The organism is Noviherbaspirillum phoenicis, assembly GCF_047237965.1.
Lineage (GTDB): Bacteria > Pseudomonadota > Gammaproteobacteria > Burkholderiales > Burkholderiaceae_D > Noviherbaspirillum_A.
Map to the genome: position 1 here is coordinate 2653417 of NZ_JBDFLX010000001.1, position 17585 is coordinate 2671001.

A 17585-nucleotide genomic window follows, 5' to 3' on the forward strand; every position below is an offset into this window, starting at 1 on the left:
GCCGTCACTTCGCCGGCGCCACCCGCCAGATCACGTTGCCGACGTCGTCGGCCACCAGCAGCGCGCCGGACTTGTCGCTGGCCACGCCGACCGGACGGCCCAGCGCGTCGCCTTCTTCACTGAGAAAGCCGGTCAGGACGTCCTCCGGCTCGCCGGCCGGCATGCCCTTGTTGAAGGGCACGAAGATCACCTTGTAGCCGCTGCGCGGCTTGCGGTTCCAGGAGCCGTGCTGGCCGACGAAGGCGCCATTCTGATAGCGCCTGGGCAGCAGGTCGCCCTGGTAGAACATCAGGCCCAGCGAGGCGGTGTGCGGCCCCAGCGCATAGTCGGGCTTGATCGCCTTGGACACCAGGTCGGGCCGCTGCGGCTTGACGCGGGCATCGACGGTCTGGCCGTAGTAGCTGTAGGGCCAGCCATAGAAGCCGCCCTCCTTCACCGAGGTCATGTAGTCGGGCACCAGGTCGCTGCCGATCTCGTCGCGCTCATTGACCACGGTCCACAGCGCGCCGCTCTGCGGCTGCCATGCCATGCCGTTCGGATTGCGCAGGCCCGAGGCGAACAGCGTGGTCTTGCCGCTGGCCGGATCGATTTCCAGGATGGCCGCGCGGTTTTCCTCGGCTTCCATGCCGTTCTCGCCGACGTTGCTGTTGGAGCCGGACGTGGCATACAGCTTCCTGCCGTCGCGGCTGGCGATCACGTTCTTGGTCCAGTGATGGTTCAGCGGCCCGGCCGGCAGGTCGGCCACCTTGACGCCGGCCTCGCTGATGCGGGTGTCGCCGGCCTTGTAGGGAAAGCGCATGATGGCGTCGGTGTTGGCGACATACAGCGTATTGCCTACCAGGCTCATGCCGAACGGCGAATTGAGGCCTTCCAGGAAGACGGTCTTGAGCTCGGCCACGCCGTCGCCGTCGGCATCGCGCAGCAGCGTGATGCGGTTGGCGCTGGGCGTGCCGGCGCCGGCCCGCTTCATCACCATCTTCATGATCTTGCCCTTGATGCCCTTGCTGTCTTCCGGCTTGGCCGGCGCATTGGTCTCGGCCACCAGCACGTCGCCATTGGGCAGCGTGTACAGCCAGCGCGGATGGTCCAGGCCGCTGGCATAGGCATTGACCGCCAGGCCGGCCGCGGGCGTGGGCTTGCCGCCGTCGGGCCAGCCCTTGGCCGGCGCGATATGCACGGTTGGCAGCAGCGTATGGTTGGGCGGCGGAAGCGTCGGTTCCGGGCCGGTGCCGGCCTTGAGCGGCAGCGTGGCCTGTTCGCAGCCGGCCAGCAGCACGATGGCCGCGGCCCATGAAATACGACGAATCACTAGCATGAAGGCTCTCCAGTTGTTGAGGGGCGCCCGCCCTTGCGGTGGCGGCTCGCCTGTAAGAACTGCCGGGCTTGTAACGGCTGCCTGTCAATCATGCAGCAACTGCGGCGGCAAGCCAGTCCGCCGCTCTGCGCGCGCCGGACTGGCCAGTAATGGATTTGCAAGATGCGGGCCCGGCCGTCACTTGGCCAGCGGGATAGGCTGGCCGGCGGGCAGCGGCACCGCGGTCACGCTGTTTTGCGGACTGCCTTCGACCAGCCGGTCGGAATAGACCAGGTAGACCAGCGCATTGCGCTTGACGTCGACCATGCGCACCACCTGCACCCGCTTGAACAGGATGGAGGCGCGCTCGCTGAAGACTTCCTCCTGCTTCGGCAGGCTGCCGTTGAAGCGGATCTCGCCGACCTGGCGGCAGGCCACGGAAGCATCGGCCTTGTCCTCGGCGATGCCGATGGCGCCGCTGATGCCGCCGGTCTTGGCGCGCGACAGGTAGCAGACCACGCCGCCCACCCTGGGATCGTCATAGGCCTCGACCACGATCTTGTGGTTGGGGCCGATGAACTTGAACACGGTGCTGACCTCGCCGACCTGTTCGGCATGGACGGCGGCATGGCACAGCAAAGAGGCGCACAGCAGGGGTTGGATGAACTTCATGGCGAAAGCGGGCCTGGTCGGAAGGAAAGCGCCAGATTAACCCAAACCAGGGGGAGTGCAGTTTGCCTGTGGTCAGCGGCCCTTGTGAAATGTTAGGATACCAGGCCGTCCGGTGGCCCCGGATGGCCTCCATCAAGCCGCTCACCGACATCCCTCATGAATTTGCCTCCGTCGCAGGACCATCCCCAGCCGCGCTCGCTGTCCGACCTTTTCATATCCTTTTCCCTGCTGGCCCTGCAAGGCTTCGGCGGCGTGCTGGCGGTGGTGCAGCATGAGCTGGTGGAGCGCAAGCGCTGGCTGACCCGCGAGGAATTCATCGAAGACTGGGCGGTGGCCCAGATCATGCCCGGCCCCAACGTGGTGAACCTGTCGATGATGATAGGCAGCCGCTATTTCGGCCTGCCGGGCGCCCTGACCGCGCTGGCCGGCATGCTGACCTTTCCGCTGGTGGTGGTGCTTTGCATGGCGCTGGCCTACAGCCATTTCGCCGACAGTCCGCAGGTGGCGGGGGCCTTGCGCGGCATGGGCGCGGTGGCGGCCGGCCTGATCATTGCGACCGGCATCAAGCTCATCAGCGCGCTGGAACGCCATCCCCTGGGCAAGCCGGCCTGCCTGCTGCTGGCCGCCCTCTGTTTCGGCGCGGTGGCGCTGCTGCAGTGGCCGCTGCTGTATGTGCTGGGCGGGCTGGGCCTGCTTACCTGCGTGTTGACCTGGCGGAAGATACGTCCATGAGCGCGCTGCTGCAGATGCATCCGGCGGACTGGCTCAACCTGTTCCTGCATTACCTGTCGCTGTCGCTGCTGGCGGTGGGCGGCGCCATCACCACCGCGCCCGACATGCACCGTTACCTGGTGGACCAGCAGCACTGGATGAGCGAATCCCAGTTCACCGCCGCCATCACCCTGGCCCAGGCCGCGCCCGGCCCGAACGTGCTGTTCATTGCGCTGATGGGCTGGCAGGTAGGCGTCAACAGCGGCAGCCTCCTGAACGCGCTGATGGGCATGGCCATCACGATGACCGGCATCCTCCTGCCCAGCGCCACGCTGACCTACGTCGCCTCGCGCTGGGGCCACAACAACCGCGACCTGCGGGCGGTGCGCGCCTTCAAGCAGGGCATGGCGCCGGTGGTGGTCGGGCTGATCCTGGCCACCGGCTGGCTGATGAGCCGCGCCCACGGCGATCCCGCCAGGGATTGGCCGCTATGGCTTTTGACCGCAGTCACTGCGGTCGTTGTATGGAAGACGCGGGTGCATTTGCTATGGCTGCTGGCCGCGGGGGGGCTGCTGGGGTGGTTCGGGTGGATTTGATGGGTGCTGTTGCAGCAGCAGCCGTTGTGTTTCGTGGCGCTGCGCCGGCCACGGCTGGGCTTAAGAAAGCGTGACGAGGAGTGGAAAGAGTTGCAGTTGCAGTTGCAGTTGCAGTTGCAGTTGCAGTTGCAGTTGCAGTTGCAGTTGCAGTTGCAGTTGCAGTTGCAGTTGCAGTTGCAGTTGCAGTTGCAGTTGCAGTTGCAGTTGCAGTTGCTTTTGCTTTTGCTTTTGCTTTTGCTTTTGCTTTTGCTTTTGATGTACGCGCAGCGACAGTTGCAGTTGCTTTTGATGTACGCGCAGCGACAGTTGCTTTTGATGTACGCGCAGCGACAGTTGCTTTTGACGTAGCCGTAGCCGTTGCCGTTGCCGTTGCCGTTGCCGTTGCCGTTGCTTTTGAAGTGGCAGTGGAATCCCGTTGAGCGCGCCGTGTCAGCGGTGCCCGGAGCGGGAAAAGGTGCGGCGTCTGTCTGAGTCAAGCGCAGCTTGGCGAGTTTAGCCGCGCCCCGCTCCGGGTACCGCTGACACGGGAACCCCCGCGCAGCGGGGGCGCGATCACCGGGTCGCCTTTTTTTGGTTACTTTTTTTGGCGAAGCAAAAAAAGTGACCCGGCCGCCGGGACGGATTCCCGGCTTGTTTCCACGGTAGTGCAATCGTATTGCGTCACCCGGCAACGCCCGGGCAGCACTGTCGTAGTTGACGTTTAACGCGTTCGTTGAACATGGCTTAACGTCAAAAGCAACTGCTGCTTCGCAGTCACGCCTTACCCCTGGTGAAGCAAAACGCTTGCACTGTCGTCATGACCAGGCCGGGAATTCGCCCCGGCAGGCGACCTACTTCTTTTGCTTCGCCAAAAGAAGTAGGCAAGAAAAGGCGACCCGGTGATCGCGCCCTCGCTGCGCGAGGGTCCCCGTGCCGTCGATGCATGGAGCGGGGCGCGGCTAAACTCGCCAAGCTGCGCTTGGCTCAGACAGACGCCGCACCTTTTCCCGCTCCATGCACCGACGGCACGGCGCGCTCAACGGGACTTAAAAGCAACGGCAACGGCAAAGGCAAAAGCAACGGCAAGGTCAAAAGCAACGGCAACGGCAACTGCAACGGCCACTTCAAAACCAACGGCAACTGTCGCTACGCGTACGTCAAAAGCAACCGCAACCGCAGGGTTCGCGCCCCCGCCGCAATAGCCCCTCTACCCCACCTGCAAATTGGCCAGCGCCACATACCCCTCCACCCCCACCGTTTCCGCCCGCGCCTGCGGATCGATCCCCACCGCAACCAGGTCCGCCTCGCTGAACATCCCCGCCAGGCAGTTGCGCAAGGTCTTGCGTCGCTGCGAAAAGGCCTTCTGCACCACCTCTTCCAGCCGCGCCGCGTCGCACGGCAGCGGCTGCGCCAGCGGAATCATGCGCACGATGGCCGAGTCCACCTGCGGCGGCGGGTCGAAGGCGGTGGGTGGAACGATGAACAGCAGCTCCATGTGGTAGCGCCACTGCAGCATCACTGACAACCTGCCATAGGTCTTGCTGCCGGGCTGCGCCACCATGCGCTCCACCACTTCCTTCTGCAGCATGAAATGCTGGTCCTGCACCCGATGCGCAATCTCGGAGAGATGAAACAGCAGCGGGCTGGAGATGTTGTACGGCAGGTTGCCCACCACGCGCAGCTTGCCGTCCGGCGGAGCCAGCGCGGCGAAGTCGAATTGCAGGGCGTCGCCGGCATGCACGTGCAGGCGCTTCGGGTCGAAGGTCTTGTTCAGGCGCTCGACCAGGTCGCGGTCGAGTTCCACCACATGGAGTTCGCGCAGCTGTTCCAGCAGCAGCCGCGTCATCGCGGCCAGGCCGGGGCCGATCTCGACCATCACATCGTCGGCCTGCGGCGCGATCACGCGGATGATGTCGTGCAGCACGGCCTGGTCGGTCAGGAAGTTCTGGCCGAAACGCTTTCGGGGTATGTGTTTCATTGCGCCTTGCTGTCTTGTGCGGCGGCCATGCGGGCCGCGGTGCGGATGGCTTCGACCATGCTGCCATGGTCGGCGTGGCCCAGGCCGCGGGCGGCCAGGTCGAGCGCGGTGCCGTGGTCGACCGAGGTGCGGATGATGGGCAGGCCCAGCGTGATGTTGACGCCGCGGCCGAAGCTGGCGTGCTTAAGCACCGGCAGGCCCTGGTCGTGGTACATCGCCAGCACGCAGTCGGCCTGCTCCAAGTACTTGGCCTGGAACAGGGTGTCTGCCGGATAGGGTCCCTGCGCATCGATGCCGCGCGCGCGGGCCGCTTCCAGGGCCGGTGTGATCACCTCGATCTCCTCGCGCCCCAGATAGCCGTTCTCGCCGGCATGCGGGTTCAGGCCCGTGACCAGGATGCGCGGCGCGGCAATGCCGAACTTGCCGCGCAGGTCGGCATCGATGATATCGATCGTGCGCGCCAGGCTGTCGGCGGTGATCGCGGCCGGCACATCCTTCAGCGCCAGATGGGTGGTGGCCAGCGCCACCCGCAGCGGCGTGGGCGTGGCGTCGGTGGCCAGCATCATCACGACCTGCGGCGTGCCGGTTTTTTCGGCCAGGTATTCGGTATGGCCGGTGAAGGCAACCCCGGCGTCGTTGATCGTGCTCTTCTGCAGCGGCGCGGTGACGATGGCGGCCAGCTCGCCGCGCAGGGCGCCGGCGATCGCCACATCCAGGGTCTCCAGCACATAGCGGCCGTTGTTGGCGTCGAGTTCGCCGGGCTGCACATGGGCCGCCAGCGTGCAGTCGATCACGGCGATGCGGCCGGCCGGGAAGGCCGGCAGGCCATTGTTGTTGACCGCCATCTGCGACAGCGCCACCAGGCTGATGTCCGGATCGATCGCCGCGGCGGTCATGGCCAGGAAGGCGGAATCGCCGATCAGCACGCTGCGCACTTCATGGCGCAGCTCCCAGGCGGCACGGATCGCGATCTCCGGGCCGATGCCGGCCGGCTCGCCGGTCGTGATGGCAATGGCGGGCGGCACGCCTGGACGTTGCATCGCGCTCACCGCGCCGGGCCGGTCGCCGCGCCGAGTTCCTCGGAGCGGTATTCGACATAGGTGCGGTCGCGCAGCTGGCGCAGCCATTCCTCGGTCGCCTCCTCGATCTTGCGCTCGCGCAGCGCCTGGCGCGCCATCATGCGCTGGCGCTCCTGCGTGACATCGTCGGTCTTGCGCTCGATCACCTGGATCAGGTGGAAGCCGAATGGCGACTCGATCGGCTCGCTGATCTGGCCCGGCTGCAGCGCATTCATCGCGCGCTCGAACTCCGGCACGGTGTCGCCCGGATACAGCCAGCCCAGGTCGCCGCCCTTGGAGGCCGAACCGTCGTTGGAGTACATGCGCGCCAGTTCGGGGAAGGTGGCGGCCTTGTTGTCCAGGCGCTCCTTGAGTTCGACCAGCTTGCGCCTGGCCTCGTTGGCCGGCACCACCTGGTTCACCTTGATCAGGATGTGGCGGGCATGGGTCTGGGTGACGGCCGGCACCGAAGCGCCTGCCTTGGCCGGGGTCGAGGTGCGGCGGCCAAGCACCCGCAGGATGTGAAAGCCATTGGCGCTCTTGACCACGACCAGTTCGTTGTCGCGTCGCTCCGCCACCGCGTCGACGAACAGCTGCGGTAGGCGGTCCAGCGTGCGCCATCCCATCTCGCCGCCCTTCAATGCATCGCTGGCGTCGGAATAGGCAGCGGCGATCTGGGCGAAGTCGGCGCCGGTGCGCAACTGTTGCAGGGCCTCCTCCGCGCGCGCGCGGCGCTGGGCGATCTGCTCGGCGCTGGCGTTTTCGGGGATGCGCACCAGGATCTGCGCCAGGTTGATCTCGGGCTGCGCCACCTGCGTGGCGCCGCCGCCGGAAGCCAGGAAGTTATCGACCTCGGACTCGGTGATCTGCACCTTGCTGTCGACTTCCTTCTCGCGCAGGCGCTGCAGCAGGATTTCGTTGCGGATGTCCTCGCGGAAGCGGGCGAAGCTCACGCCGTCGCTTTCGACCTTGCGGCGCATTTCGGCCACGGTGACGTTGTTCTGCTCGGCAATGCGGCCCACCGCGGCGTCGAGCAGCGCGTCGTCGACCCGCAGGCCGTTTTCCTTGGCCAACTGCAACTGTGCGCGGTCGACGATCATACGTTCCAGCAACTGCTGCTGGAACTGGGCGCGCGGCGGCACGGAGCCGCCCTGGCTGCGCAAGCGCGCCTCGACCGTCTGCATCCGCGTTTCCAGTTCCTGGGCGGTGATGACTTCGTTATTGACGACAGCGACGATGGCGTCGATCGGGCGTACCCGCTGGGAAGCGGAGGACGCCGCCGGGGCTGTGGCCGACGGCAACTGGGCGGCGGGCGCTGGAGACGTCGCCGGGCCGCCCAGGCGCGGACCCGCGCCGGCGCCGGGCGCCTTGAGCGTCTGCGCCCAGGAAGGAGGCGCGGCCAGCAATGCGCACAGCAGCGCCGGCATGATGCGCCTGATGCGCAGCGATGGGAGAAGCGAACGGGAAGTGATATCGGTTTTCATAGTGCCTTGATTCATGAGAGTGCTGCCCTTGGGTTCAGGGCTCCGATTCGGAGAGGCGGTTGTAACCGGGGATGTTGTTGCGCAGCGCCCTGTAGGGATTGGAGCCCAGGCTGGACAGGCCGTTCAGTTCAAGCTGGAAAAACAGCGAGGAAGTCGCGACATTGGTCGCAGTGGGCGTGCGCTGGGCCACGACCCGGAAGATCCAGCAGTCGGCCTTGTATTCCACGCCGAACAGGCTTTCCGACACCTTCTTTTCCTCCAGCGAGTAATTCACGCGCCCCACGCCATAGAAGCGGCGCGTGATCGGCCACTGGGTGGACACGTTCAACAGGTCGACCGCGGTCGGCACGTCGCGCTTGTATTGCAGGTTGAACACCTGCTGCGGGCCCGGCAGCCAGCGCACGCCCAGGCTGGACGCATTGGTCTTGCGCTGGCTCTGGCTGTACTGGATGCCGGCGTCCAGCAGCAGCGTGGGCGTGACCTGGCCCGACATCGCGGCCAGCAGGTCGGACTTGTTTTCGGCATTGCTGGTGTTGCCAGCCACCTGCTGCTGGTTGAAATAGAAGCGCTGGCCCAGGGCCACGCGCAGCCGCTCGACGCCGTCCTCCTCGATGAAGCGCGACACCACGGCCGCGGTCAGCTGGTTGGAATCGGTGATGCGGTCGTTGCCGACATAGCGGTTTTCGCTGAAGATCTGCGCGAAGCTGAACTCGGCCAGCGCGGTATCGAAGATCGGAAACTTGCTCTGGTCCTTGTACGGCGTATAGGTATAGAACAGGCGCGGCTCCAGGGTCTGCGTGGCCGGCCTGCCCAGAAAGCTTGCATCGCGCTCGAACACCAGGCCACTGTCGAGCGAAAAGGTGGGCAGCGTGCGGGTCAGGGTGGTCGGCTGGTCCGCCGCCTGGTTGGTCAGGCTGTAGCTGGTTGCATGCAGCGACAGGCTGGGCGTAACGAAATAGCCGGGCGCCAGGATCGGATAGGAAATCCGCGGATTGACCACCGAGCGGTCGCCGCGCACCAGGGTCGGATGATAGAAGCGGGTGAAGTCGGACTTCAGGCTCAAATCGAAGCCGCCCAGTTCCTGGCGGGCCGCGTTCAGGCTGATCTGCGGCAGCCTGTCATACGGCATGGCGATCGGCGCCAGCGGATCCTGCAGCACCTGGTAGCTCGAGGTGCGGGCCAGCAGGTTCCAGTAAGGCTGCGCATAGTTCAGGCTCAGGTCGCGCGCCAGCAGCCGCTGCCGGCTGTTGGTAATGCTGTGCGGGAAGTCGTTGGGATACTGGTCGTCCGATGCCATGTTCACGTTGGCATTGAATGACAGCGACGGCGCCAGCCTCTGGCTATGCAGCATGGTCAGCGCGCCGCGGCTCTGGCCGGTCTGGCTGTCGTTCATCAGGCCTTCCACCCGCGTCTGCCCGTAATAGCCGTCGCCCAGGTAGCGCGCATGGGCGCCGAGCTGCAGGCCGCGCTGGGAGATCATGCGTGGATACAGCGTCAGGTCGCGGTTGGGCGCAATGTTGATGTAGTAAGGCGTCGAGGCTTCGATGCCGTTGCGGTTGCTGGTGCCGAAGGTGGGCGGCAGAAAGCCGGTCTTGCGCTGGTCCGACAGCGGAAAGCTCATGTAGGGCGAGGCCAGCAGCGGCACGCCCTTGAAGTACAGCACTGCCCGCTCGGCCGTGCCGATGTCGCGCCCGCTGTCGAGATTGATGGTGCGCGACGACAGGTACCAGTCCTGGTCCGGCGCCTCGCAGGTGCTGTAAGTGCCGTTGTGCACCACCGAGCGGTCGTCCGACTCGAAGTCGATGCGGTCGGCCTTGCCCTGCGCATTGCGCATTTCCAGGTGGTAGGTCGGATTGTCGATATACCCTTCGCCGGTGTCGAGCTTCAGGTTGGCGTCGTCGCCGGTGAAGCGGTCCTTGAAGCGCTTCAGCCGGACGTTGCCGCTGGCCTTGACCCGGTCGTCGACGATGTCGTATTCGGCACGGTCGGCATTGAGCGTGGTGCCGCCGCGGGTGACTTCGGCGTCGCGCTCCAGCGTGATCTCGCGGTCGGGCCGGCCGGTCAGGCGCTCCGCGCCCAGCGTGGTGGGCGCGTTCGGATCGTCCACGGGGCGCTGGTACTTGGTCTGGGCGGCGGCCAGCGCGGGCAGCGAGGCAAGCACGGCCAGCGTCAGCGCACGCACCGCGGGCCGGGTGCGGAAATAGCGTTGGCGGCGAGTCATGAACAGGGGAATTGCAACACCATAAAGGAGGCGGATTTTTTAGGTTGAATCCCTTATTATATGAGAACTCCGCAGTCCGCCCGCTTTGCCGGACGACTCCCTGACCATCCCGGGCCCGCTCCCGGACCACTTTCAGACGCTATCCGATACCGCATCATGCCCGAGCAATTCCCTAACGATCCGCGCCTGGAACAGGCCAGCCAGTGGCTGGCGACGCTGACCGCGCCCGCGCTGCGTTGCGACACCCTGCGCCCGGCGTCGGCCGACGCCAGCTTCCGCCGCTACTTCCGCGTCGACGGCGCCGACGGCGACACCTACATCCTGATGGACGCGCCGCCGCCTCAGGAAGACGTGAAGCCCTTCATCCATGTGGCCGAGGTATTCGGCAAGACCGGCGTGTCCGTGCCCAAGGTGCTGGCGCAGGATGCCGAACGCGGCTTCCTGCTGCTGACCGACCTCGGCGCCACCACCTACCTGAAGCTATTGAACAGCGACACCGCCCACAAGCTCTACCTCGACGCGATCGACGCGCTGGTGCTGCTGCAGGCGCAGAGCCAGCCCGAAGTGCTGCCCGAATACGACCGCGCGCTGCTGCTGCGCGAGCTGAACCTGTTCCCGGAATGGTATGTCGCGAAGCACCGCGGCGTGACGCTGGACGACAAGCAGCAGGCCGCGCTGCAGAAGGTGTTCGATGCGCTGCTGGCCAACAACCTGGCCCAGCCGCAGGTCTATGTGCACCGCGACTACCATTCGCGCAACCTGATGGTGATGGACAGCGGCAATCCCGGCATCCTCGACTTCCAGGACGCGGTCTATGGCCCGATCACCTACGACCTGGTGTCGCTGCTGCGCGATGCCTATATCCAGTGGGACGAGGAACTGGTGCTGGACTGGGCGATACGCTACTGGGAACGGGCGCGCCGCGCCGGCCTGCCGGTGGCGCCGGACATCGACAGCTTCTACCGCGACTTCGAATTCATGGGCCTGCAGCGTCACCTGAAGGTGCTGGGCATCTTCGCGCGGCTGTACCACCGCGACGGCAAGGCCGCCTATCTCGACGACATGCCGCTGGTGATGGAATACACCAGGAAGACCGCAGGCCGCTACCGCGAGCTGGCGCCGCTGATCCGCATCCTCGACGTGCTGGAAAACACCGACTCCGGCGTCGGCTTTACCTTCTGAGGCCGCGATGAAAGCCATGATCCTCGCCGCCGGCCGCGGCGAACGCATGCGGCCCCTGACCGACAGCTGCCCCAAGCCCCTGCTGAAGGTGCGCGGCCGGCCCCTGATCGTCTGGCATGTGCTCAACCTGGTGCGCGCCGGCATCAGCGAGATCGTGGTCAACCATGCCCACCTCGGCCATATGATCGAGGAAGCGCTGGGCGACGGCAGCCGCTACGGCGCATCGATTGCCTATTCGCCGGAAGGCACCGCGCTGGAAACCGCCGGCGGCATCGCCCGCGCCCGGGAAATGCTGGGCGAAGCGCCCTTTGTCGCGCTGGCGGCCGATGTCTGGGCGCCGCATTTCGACTTCTCGCAGGCCGCCGACGCGCTGCTCGATAACGACGTCTGGGGCAATCCGCTGCCGCTGGACCAACGCGACGTGGCCTGGCTGTACCTGGTGAAGAACCCGGACCACAACCCGGCCGGCGACTTTGCGCTCAACAGCTTTTCGATCGCCAATGAAGGCGGGGAGCGCCATACCTTTTCCGGCATCGGCGTCTACCGGCCGCAGATGTTCGACGCGATCACGCCCGGCGACAGCGCCAAGCTGGCGCCGCTGCTGCGCGAATATGCGGCGCGCGGCCAGGTCGGCGGCGAAGTCTACCGCGGCGACTGGCTCGATGTCGGCACGCCGGAACGCCTGGCCCAACTGAATGCCCCCTACCAAGGAAACCGCCCATGACAGCAGCTTACGCAGCCCGCCGCGCCAGACTGATCGAACAGATGCAGGCCCGCGGTGGCGGCATCGCCATCATCCCCACCGCGCCGGAAGCGCTGCGCAACAACGATGCCGACTTCCCCTACCGGCATGACAGCTACTTCTATTACCTGACCGGCTTCACCGAGCCGGAAGCGGTGCTGGTGCTGGTGGCCGGCGCGGCTGGCGGCCAGTCCATCCTGTTCTGCCGCGAAAAGAACATGGAGCGGGAAATCTGGGACGGCTACCGCTACGGCCCGGACGCCGCCCGCGAGCAGTTCGGCTTCGACGCCGCGCATGCGGTGTCGGCGCTGGACGCCGAAGTGCCGAAGCTGATGGCCAATGCGCCGGCCATCTTCTACGCGCTGGGCAGCAATGCGAAGCTCGACGCCCAGGTGCAGGGCTGGCTGCAGGCGGTGCGCTCCCAGGTGCGCGCCGGCGTTACCGCGCCGGCGGCCGCCTTCGACGTGCATCTGCTGCTGGACGACATGCGGCTGGTCAAGGATGCCGGCGAGATTGCCATCATGCGCCGCGCCGCGCTGATCTCCTCGGCCGCGCACGAGCGCGCGATGCGCATGTCGAAACCCGGCCTGCATGAATACCAGATCGAGGCCGAACTGCTGCACGAGTTCCGCCGCAACGGCTCGCAATTTCCGGCCTACACCTCCATCGTCGCCACCGGCGCCAATGCCTGCGTGCTGCATTACCGCGCCGGCGACGCCGTGCTGCAGGATGGCGACCTGGTGCTGATCGATGCCGGCTGCGAGCTCGACGGCTACGCCTCCGACATCACCCGCACCTACCCGGCCAACGGCAGGTTCAGCGGTCCCCAGAAGACCCTGTACGAGATCGTGCTGGCGTCGCAGGCGGCGGCGATCGCCGAGATCCGTCCCGGCAAGCGCTTCACCGACGGCCACGATGCGGCGGTGAAGATCCTGGCCCAGGGCATGCTGGACACCGGCCTGCTCAACCGCGACAAGGTCGGCACCCTCGACGACGTGATCGCCAACGGCGACTACCGCCAGTTCTACATGCACCGCACCGGCCACTGGCTGGGCATGGACGTGCATGACGTCGGCGAATACCGTGACGCCGCGCCCGCCGGCGCCGAACGTCCATGGCGCACGCTGCAGCCGGGCATGGCGCTGACGGTCGAGCCGGGCATCTACGTGCGGCCGGCCGAAGGGGTGCCGGAGCAGTACTGGCATATCGGCATCCGCATCGAGGACGACGCGGTGGTCACGCCTGGCGGCTGCGACATCATCACGGCCGAGGCGCCCAAGACCGTGGCCGAGATCGAAGCCGTGATGCGCGGCTGACATCGTGGAGCGCAGCTACGATATCGCCATCGGCGGCGCCGGCCCGGTCGGCATGGCGCTGGCCGCGATGCTGGTGCGGCATGGCGCCGCGCCGGGCCGCATCGCGCTGATCGACGCCCGTGGCCTGGAGCAGGCAGTGCAGGACCCGCGCTCGCTGGCGCTGTCCTGGGGCAGCCGCCAGCTGCTGGAGGAAATCCGCGCCTGGCCAGCCAGCGCCACGCCGATCCGCGAAATCCATGTATCGCGCCGCGGCCACTTCGGCCGCACGCTGATTGCCGCCGATGAATTCGGCCTGCCCGAACTCGGCTACGTGAGCCGCTACGGCAGCCTGGTGCAGGCGCTGGCGTCGGCCGTGACGCAGGCTGGCGTGACCGTGCTGCGTCCGATGCAGATCGCCTCCCGGATCGAGCAGGCCGACGGCATCACGCTGGCGCTGGCCAATGGCACGACGCTGAAGGCACGGGTGATGGTGCAGGCCGAAGGCGGCCTGTTCGCCGACCAGCCCGGCAAGGCGATCAGCCGCGATTACAACCAGACCGCGGTGATTGCCCATGTCACCGTCGACCACCCGCTGGCAGGGCGCGCCTTCGAGCGCTTCACCGGCGAAGGGCCGCTGGCCCTGTTGCCGCAGGACGACGGCTATGCGCTGGTGTGGTGCCTGCGCCCGGCCCGCGCCAGCCAGGTCGCCGCCCTGCCCGACGCCGCCTTCCTGGCCCAGCTGCAGCAGGCTTTCGGCCAGCGCCTGGGCCGCTTCCTGACCGTCTCGCCGCGCATCAGCTATCCGCTTGGCCTGAACACCGGCGCCGCGCAGAGCGCCCGCATGGTCGCCATCGGCAATGCGGCCCAGACCCTGCACCCGGTTGCCGGCCAGGGACTGAACCTCGGCCTGCGCGACGCCGCCGTGCTGGCGCGCATGCTGGCCATGGACGCCACGCCGCTGACACTGCAGCACTATGCGGTGCAGCGGCGCGGCGACCGCAGCCTGACCATCCGTGTCACAGACACCATGGCCCGCATCTTCGCCAGCGCGCCGGACGGCGCCCATACGCAGGGCTTGCTGGGACTGTCGCTGGGGCTGATCGATACCGTGCGTCCGCTGAAGCAGCTGCTGGCCGAGCAGATGATGTTCGGCCGACGCTGAGCGATCGCTTGTCCAGCAGATTGATTGCTTAAAAACAACAGAATAGTATTTGCAGTTGAAACATTGCGCCGGATAACGTCCAATACGTCACAAAGTTTCCTTAAAGAACCTTTAGAGGAGTGACAGGATAGTATCGGATGACCAGCCGAGCGCATGCGGCGCCACGCGGTGCCGACAGTCGCTTCCTCAAATCCAGTGGCCGCGGAGACGGCGGCAATGCCGGCCGGATCGCACAAAAGACAGGAAGCAGACATGAAAAAACCAAGGATCGCCGCGCTGCTTGCCAGCGTTTTGCTAACGGGATGCGCCGTCGTGCCCATACCGGTGGTGTATGACACACCGGCGCCGAAGTGCCCGCCCGGACAAGCCAAGAAAGGCAATTGCGGACCGGCCTACGACGTACCGGAACGCAATTTCTGCCCGCCGGGGCAAGCGAAGAAAGGCAATTGTTGAACTGAAGGCTGCCTGAATATGCGTGCTCCATGCGAGGTGGCATGGAGCACGCGGCATGGAGTCCAGGTCATTGGGGGTATGGCACCGCATGCCTGCCCACAGTTCGGGGCGGCGCATGCGGAATATCCGGAAGGGGGCAGTTGCAGTCGGCTTTTGCCGTTGCCGTTGCTTTTGAAGTTGCCGTTGTCGTTGCTTTTAAATCCCGTTGAGCGCGCCGTGACGTCGGTGCGTGGAGCGGGAAAAGGTGCGGCGTCTGTCTGAGCCAAGCTTTGCTTGGCGAGTTTAGCCGCGCCCCGCTCCATGCATCGACGGCACGGGGACCCTCGCGCAGCGAGGGCGCGATCACCGGGTCGCCTTTTCTTGCCTACTTCTTTTGGCGAAGCAAAAGAAGTAGGTCGCCTGCCGGGGCGAACTCCCGGCCTGGTTATGACGATAGTGGGGTTGTGTTGCTTCACCAGCCGTGAAGACGTCACTGCGAAGCAGCAGTTGCTTTTGAAGTTGAAGAAGTTAAAGGTTTAATGTTCAAAACCTTTTGAACAACAACTACGACAGTGCTGCCCGGGCGTTGCCGGGTGACGCAACACGGCTTCACTGCCGTGGAGACAAGCCGGGAGTCCGTCCCGGCGGCCGGGTTACTTTTTTGCTTCGCCAAAAAAGTAACCAAAAAAGGCGACCCGATGATCGCGCCCCCGCTGCGCGGGGGTCCCCGTGTCAGCGGTACCCGGAGCGGGGCGCGGCTAAACTCGCCAAGCAAAGCTTGGCTCAGACAGACGCCGCACCTTTTCCCGCTCCGGGCACCGCTGACACGGCGCGCTCAACGGGATTTCACTGCAACGGCCACTTCAAAAGCAACTGCAACTGCAACGGCAACGGCAACGGCAACTGCCACTTCAAAGGCAACTGCAACTGTCGCTGCGCGTACGTCAAAAGCAGCTGCAACTGCCATCTCTCCCCCTACTCCACCGCCTTGACCATGTCCTCGATCACCTTCTTCGCATCGCCAAACACCATCATGGTCTTGTCCATGTAGAACAGCTCGTTGTCCAGGCCCGCATAGCCCGCCGCCATCGAACGCTTGTTCACGATTACCGTCTTGGCCTTGTACGCCTCCAGGATCGGCATGCCCGCGATCGGCGACTTCGGGTCCTTCGCCGCCGGATTCACCACGTCGTTGGCACCCAGCACCAGCACCACGTCGGCCTGACCAAACTCGCTGTTGATGTCCTCCATCTCGAACACCTGGTCGTACGGCACTTCGGCTTCGGCCAGCAGCACGTTCATGTGCCCCGGCATGCGCCCCGCCACCGGGTGGATCGCATATTTCACCGTCACGCCCTTGTGGGTCAGCTTCTCGGTCAGCTCCTTCAACGCATGCTGCGCCCGCGCCACCGCCAGGCCGTAGCCCGGCACGATGATCACCGTCTCGGCATTGCCCATCAGGAAGGCCGCATCGTCCGCCGAGCCCGACTTCACGTTGCGCTGCTGCTGCGCGCCGCCGCCCGCCGCCGCTGCCTCGCCGCCGAAGCCGCCCAGGATCACGTTGAAGAACGACCGGTTCATCGCCTTGCACATGATGTAGGACAGGATCGCGCCGGAGGACCCCACCAGCGAGCCGGCAATGATCAGCATCGAGTTGTTCAGCGAGAAGCCGATGCCCGCCGCCGCCCAGCCGGAATAGCTGTTCAGCATCGACACCACCACCGGCATGTCCGCGCCGCCGATCGGGATGATGATCAGCACGCCCAGCACGAAGGCGATCGCCGTCATCAGGATGAAGGGCGTCCAGTCCTGCGTCATCGTGAACACGATGCCCAACCCGATCATCAGCACCGCCAGCACCAGGTTGACCATGTGCTGCCCCGGAAAGCTCACCGGCGCACCCTGGAACAGCCGGAACTTGTACTTGCCGGCCAGCTTGCCGAACGCAATCACCGAGCCCGAGAAGGTGATCGCGCCCACGAAGGTGCCGATGAACAGCTCGATGCGGTTGCCGATCGGGATCGGCTGGTTGTGCGCCGAGATGCCGAAGGCCCAGGGCTCGGAGACCGCCGCCACCGCAATGGCCACTGCCGCCAGGCCGATCAGCGAGTGCATCGCCGCCACCAGTTCCGGCATCTTGGTCATCTCGACCCGCCTGGCCAGGGTCGCGCCGATCACGCCGCCGGCCACCACGCCCACCAGCACGCCCCACATGCCCAGCCCGGTGCCGGACGCGGCTTCCTGCTGCAGCTTGATCATCAGCATGATGGTCGTGAGCGTGGCAATGGCCATGCCGGTCATGCCGAAGGTGTTGCCGCGGCGCGCCGTGGACGGATGCGACAGGCCCTTCAGGGCCTGGATGAAGCACACTGATGCGATCAGGTACAGCATCGTCACCAGGTTCATCGATACGAAGGCCATGTTCATCATTTCGCGCCCTCCTTGGCCAGCGCCGGCGTGGCTTCTGCCGTCTTGACCGCCTTGGGCTCCTTCTTGCGGAACATCTCCAGCATGCGCTGGGTTACCAGAAAGCCGCCGAACACATTGACCGCGGCCAGCGCCACGGCCAGCACGCCCATGATTTGGCCAAGCCGGCCTTCGGTCAGGCCGGCCGCCAGCATCGCGCCGACGATGATGATGGCCGAGATCGCATTGGTGACGGCCATGAGCGGCGTATGCAGCGCCGGGGTGACCGTCCAGACCACGTGGTAGCCGACGTAGATGGCCAGCACGAAGATGATGAGGTTGATGATGGTGTGACTGACTTCCATGATGTCTC

Annotated in this window: 17 protein-coding genes; 8 read left to right on the top strand and 9 right to left on the bottom strand. The window is 65.7% G+C overall.

What is annotated here, in order from left to right:
- Window positions 1-4: 4 nt before the first annotated feature.
- Entirely contained in the window at window positions 5-1315 is a 1311-nt protein-coding gene (locus ABC383_RS12050) for a PQQ-dependent sugar dehydrogenase (RefSeq protein ID WP_413014224.1), read from the bottom strand.
- A 177-nt stretch (window positions 1316-1492) separates the two neighbouring features.
- Entirely contained in the window at window positions 1493-1966 is a 474-nt protein-coding gene (locus ABC383_RS12055; protein WP_413014226.1) for a CreA family protein, read from the bottom strand.
- A 156-nt stretch (window positions 1967-2122) separates the two neighbouring features.
- On the opposite strand from ABC383_RS12055, the gene ABC383_RS12060 reads away from it, so the two are divergent.
- From ABC383_RS12060 to ABC383_RS12070, 3 genes are all read left to right on the top strand, one after another.
- Window positions 2123-2698: a chromate transporter gene (locus ABC383_RS12060; protein WP_413014227.1), complete on the top strand. Its 576-nt coding sequence runs from the start codon at window positions 2123-2125 to the stop codon at window positions 2696-2698.
- Window positions 2695-3273 carry a chromate transporter gene (locus ABC383_RS12065; protein WP_413014229.1) on the top strand — a complete coding sequence of 193 codons (579 nt, stop codon included), beginning with the start codon at window positions 2695-2697 and terminating at the stop codon, window positions 3271-3273. Before ABC383_RS12060 ends, ABC383_RS12065 begins: the two co-directional genes overlap by 4 nt.
- 80 nt (window positions 3274-3353) lie before the next feature.
- Window positions 3354-3692, top strand: coding sequence for a hypothetical protein (locus ABC383_RS12070; RefSeq protein ID WP_413014231.1), 339 nt, complete (start codon window positions 3354-3356; stop codon window positions 3690-3692).
- A 767-nt stretch (window positions 3693-4459) separates the two neighbouring features.
- On the opposite strand, the gene rsmA is transcribed toward ABC383_RS12070, so the two are convergent.
- The 4 genes from rsmA to ABC383_RS12090 are packed head-to-tail and all read right to left on the bottom strand — an operon-like array spanning window position 4460 to window position 9993.
- Entirely contained in the window at window positions 4460-5230 is a 771-nt protein-coding gene (gene rsmA, locus ABC383_RS12075; RefSeq protein ID WP_413014233.1) for a 16S rRNA (adenine(1518)-N(6)/adenine(1519)-N(6))-dimethyltransferase RsmA, read from the bottom strand.
- The gene (gene pdxA / locus ABC383_RS12080; protein WP_413014234.1) at window positions 5227-6270 is read right to left on the bottom strand and encodes a 4-hydroxythreonine-4-phosphate dehydrogenase PdxA; all 1044 of its coding nucleotides are present in this window, start codon (window positions 6268-6270) and stop codon (window positions 5227-5229) included. Before pdxA ends, rsmA begins: the two co-directional genes overlap by 4 nt.
- 5 nt (window positions 6271-6275) lie before the next feature.
- A complete protein-coding gene (locus ABC383_RS12085) occupies window positions 6276-7772 on the bottom strand; it encodes a peptidylprolyl isomerase (protein WP_413014236.1) in 1497 nt (498 codons plus the stop codon).
- Window positions 7773-7806: 34 nt separating this feature from the next.
- Window positions 7807-9993 carry an LPS-assembly protein LptD gene (locus ABC383_RS12090; RefSeq protein ID WP_413014237.1) on the bottom strand — a complete coding sequence of 729 codons (2187 nt, stop codon included), beginning with the start codon at window positions 9991-9993 and terminating at the stop codon, window positions 7807-7809.
- Window positions 9994-10149: 156 nt separating this feature from the next.
- Here ABC383_RS12090 and ABC383_RS12095 point away from each other — a divergent pair, with 156 nt between their 5' ends.
- The 5 genes from ABC383_RS12095 (at window position 10150) to ABC383_RS12115 (ending at window position 14827) form a co-directional block, all read left to right on the top strand.
- A complete protein-coding gene (locus ABC383_RS12095) occupies window positions 10150-11175 on the top strand; it encodes an aminoglycoside phosphotransferase family protein (protein ID WP_413014239.1) in 1026 nt (341 codons plus the stop codon).
- Window positions 11176-11182: 7 nt separating this feature from the next.
- Entirely contained in the window at window positions 11183-11899 is a 717-nt protein-coding gene (gene murU / locus ABC383_RS12100; protein WP_413014241.1) for an N-acetylmuramate alpha-1-phosphate uridylyltransferase MurU, read from the top strand.
- Window positions 11896-13233 carry an aminopeptidase P N-terminal domain-containing protein gene (locus ABC383_RS12105; RefSeq protein WP_413014243.1) on the top strand — a complete coding sequence of 446 codons (1338 nt, stop codon included), beginning with the start codon at window positions 11896-11898 and terminating at the stop codon, window positions 13231-13233. Before murU ends, ABC383_RS12105 begins: the two co-directional genes overlap by 4 nt.
- A 4-nt stretch (window positions 13234-13237) precedes the next feature.
- Window positions 13238-14374, top strand: a complete 1137-nt coding sequence (locus ABC383_RS12110) for a UbiH/UbiF/VisC/COQ6 family ubiquinone biosynthesis hydroxylase (RefSeq protein ID WP_413014245.1) — start codon at window positions 13238-13240, stop codon at window positions 14372-14374.
- Window positions 14375-14626: 252 nt separating this feature from the next.
- Window positions 14627-14827 carry a hypothetical protein gene (locus ABC383_RS12115; protein ID WP_413014247.1) on the top strand — a complete coding sequence of 67 codons (201 nt, stop codon included), beginning with the start codon at window positions 14627-14629 and terminating at the stop codon, window positions 14825-14827.
- 814 nt (window positions 14828-15641) lie between these two features.
- Here ABC383_RS12115 and ABC383_RS12120 read toward each other — a convergent pair.
- The 3 genes from ABC383_RS12120 to ABC383_RS12130 are packed head-to-tail and all read right to left on the bottom strand — an operon-like array spanning window position 15642 to window position 17577.
- Window positions 15642-15773, bottom strand: coding sequence for a hypothetical protein (locus ABC383_RS12120; RefSeq protein WP_413014249.1), 132 nt, complete (start codon window positions 15771-15773; stop codon window positions 15642-15644).
- 8 nt (window positions 15774-15781) lie between these two features.
- Window positions 15782-17227 (bottom strand): NAD(P)(+) transhydrogenase (Re/Si-specific) subunit beta, encoded by a 1446-nt coding sequence (locus tag ABC383_RS12125; protein WP_413016327.1) that lies wholly within the window; start codon window positions 17225-17227, stop codon window positions 15782-15784.
- A 5-nt stretch (window positions 17228-17232) separates the two neighbouring features.
- Window positions 17233-17577 carry an NAD(P) transhydrogenase subunit alpha part 2 gene (locus ABC383_RS12130; RefSeq protein WP_413014250.1) on the bottom strand — a complete coding sequence of 115 codons (345 nt, stop codon included), beginning with the start codon at window positions 17575-17577 and terminating at the stop codon, window positions 17233-17235.
- Window positions 17578-17585: the final 8 nt, after the last annotated feature.

What these genes read in the sequence shown, in the direction of transcription:
- murU (WP_413014241.1), top strand. Translation starts at nt 11,183, where the DNA reads ATGAAAGCCATGATCCTCGCCGCCGGCCGCGGCGAACGCATGCGGCCC.
- ABC383_RS12085 (WP_413014236.1), bottom strand. Translation starts at nt 7,772, where the DNA reads ATGAAAACCGATATCACTTCCCGTTCGCTTCTCCCATCGCTGCGCATC.
- rsmA (WP_413014233.1), bottom strand. Translation starts at nt 5,230, where the DNA reads ATGAAACACATACCCCGAAAGCGTTTCGGCCAGAACTTCCTGACCGAC.
- ABC383_RS12105 (WP_413014243.1), top strand. Translation starts at nt 11,896, where the DNA reads ATGACAGCAGCTTACGCAGCCCGCCGCGCCAGACTGATCGAACAGATG.
- ABC383_RS12115 (WP_413014247.1), top strand. Translation starts at nt 14,627, where the DNA reads ATGAAAAAACCAAGGATCGCCGCGCTGCTTGCCAGCGTTTTGCTAACG.
- ABC383_RS12050 (WP_413014224.1), bottom strand. Translation starts at nt 1,315, where the DNA reads ATGCTAGTGATTCGTCGTATTTCATGGGCCGCGGCCATCGTGCTGCTG.
- ABC383_RS12095 (WP_413014239.1), top strand. Translation starts at nt 10,150, where the DNA reads ATGCCCGAGCAATTCCCTAACGATCCGCGCCTGGAACAGGCCAGCCAG.
- ABC383_RS12055 (WP_413014226.1), bottom strand. Translation starts at nt 1,966, where the DNA reads ATGAAGTTCATCCAACCCCTGCTGTGCGCCTCTTTGCTGTGCCATGCC.
- ABC383_RS12065 (WP_413014229.1), top strand. Translation starts at nt 2,695, where the DNA reads ATGAGCGCGCTGCTGCAGATGCATCCGGCGGACTGGCTCAACCTGTTC.
- ABC383_RS12090 (WP_413014237.1), bottom strand. Translation starts at nt 9,993, where the DNA reads ATGACTCGCCGCCAACGCTATTTCCGCACCCGGCCCGCGGTGCGTGCG.
- ABC383_RS12120 (WP_413014249.1), bottom strand. Translation starts at nt 15,773, where the DNA reads ATGGCAGTTGCAGCTGCTTTTGACGTACGCGCAGCGACAGTTGCAGTT.
- ABC383_RS12125 (WP_413016327.1), bottom strand. Translation starts at nt 17,227, where the DNA reads ATGGCCTTCGTATCGATGAACCTGGTGACGATGCTGTACCTGATCGCA.
- ABC383_RS12130 (WP_413014250.1), bottom strand. Translation starts at nt 17,577, where the DNA reads ATGGAAGTCAGTCACACCATCATCAACCTCATCATCTTCGTGCTGGCC.
- pdxA (WP_413014234.1), bottom strand. Translation starts at nt 6,270, where the DNA reads ATGCAACGTCCAGGCGTGCCGCCCGCCATTGCCATCACGACCGGCGAG.
- ABC383_RS12060 (WP_413014227.1), top strand. Translation starts at nt 2,123, where the DNA reads ATGAATTTGCCTCCGTCGCAGGACCATCCCCAGCCGCGCTCGCTGTCC.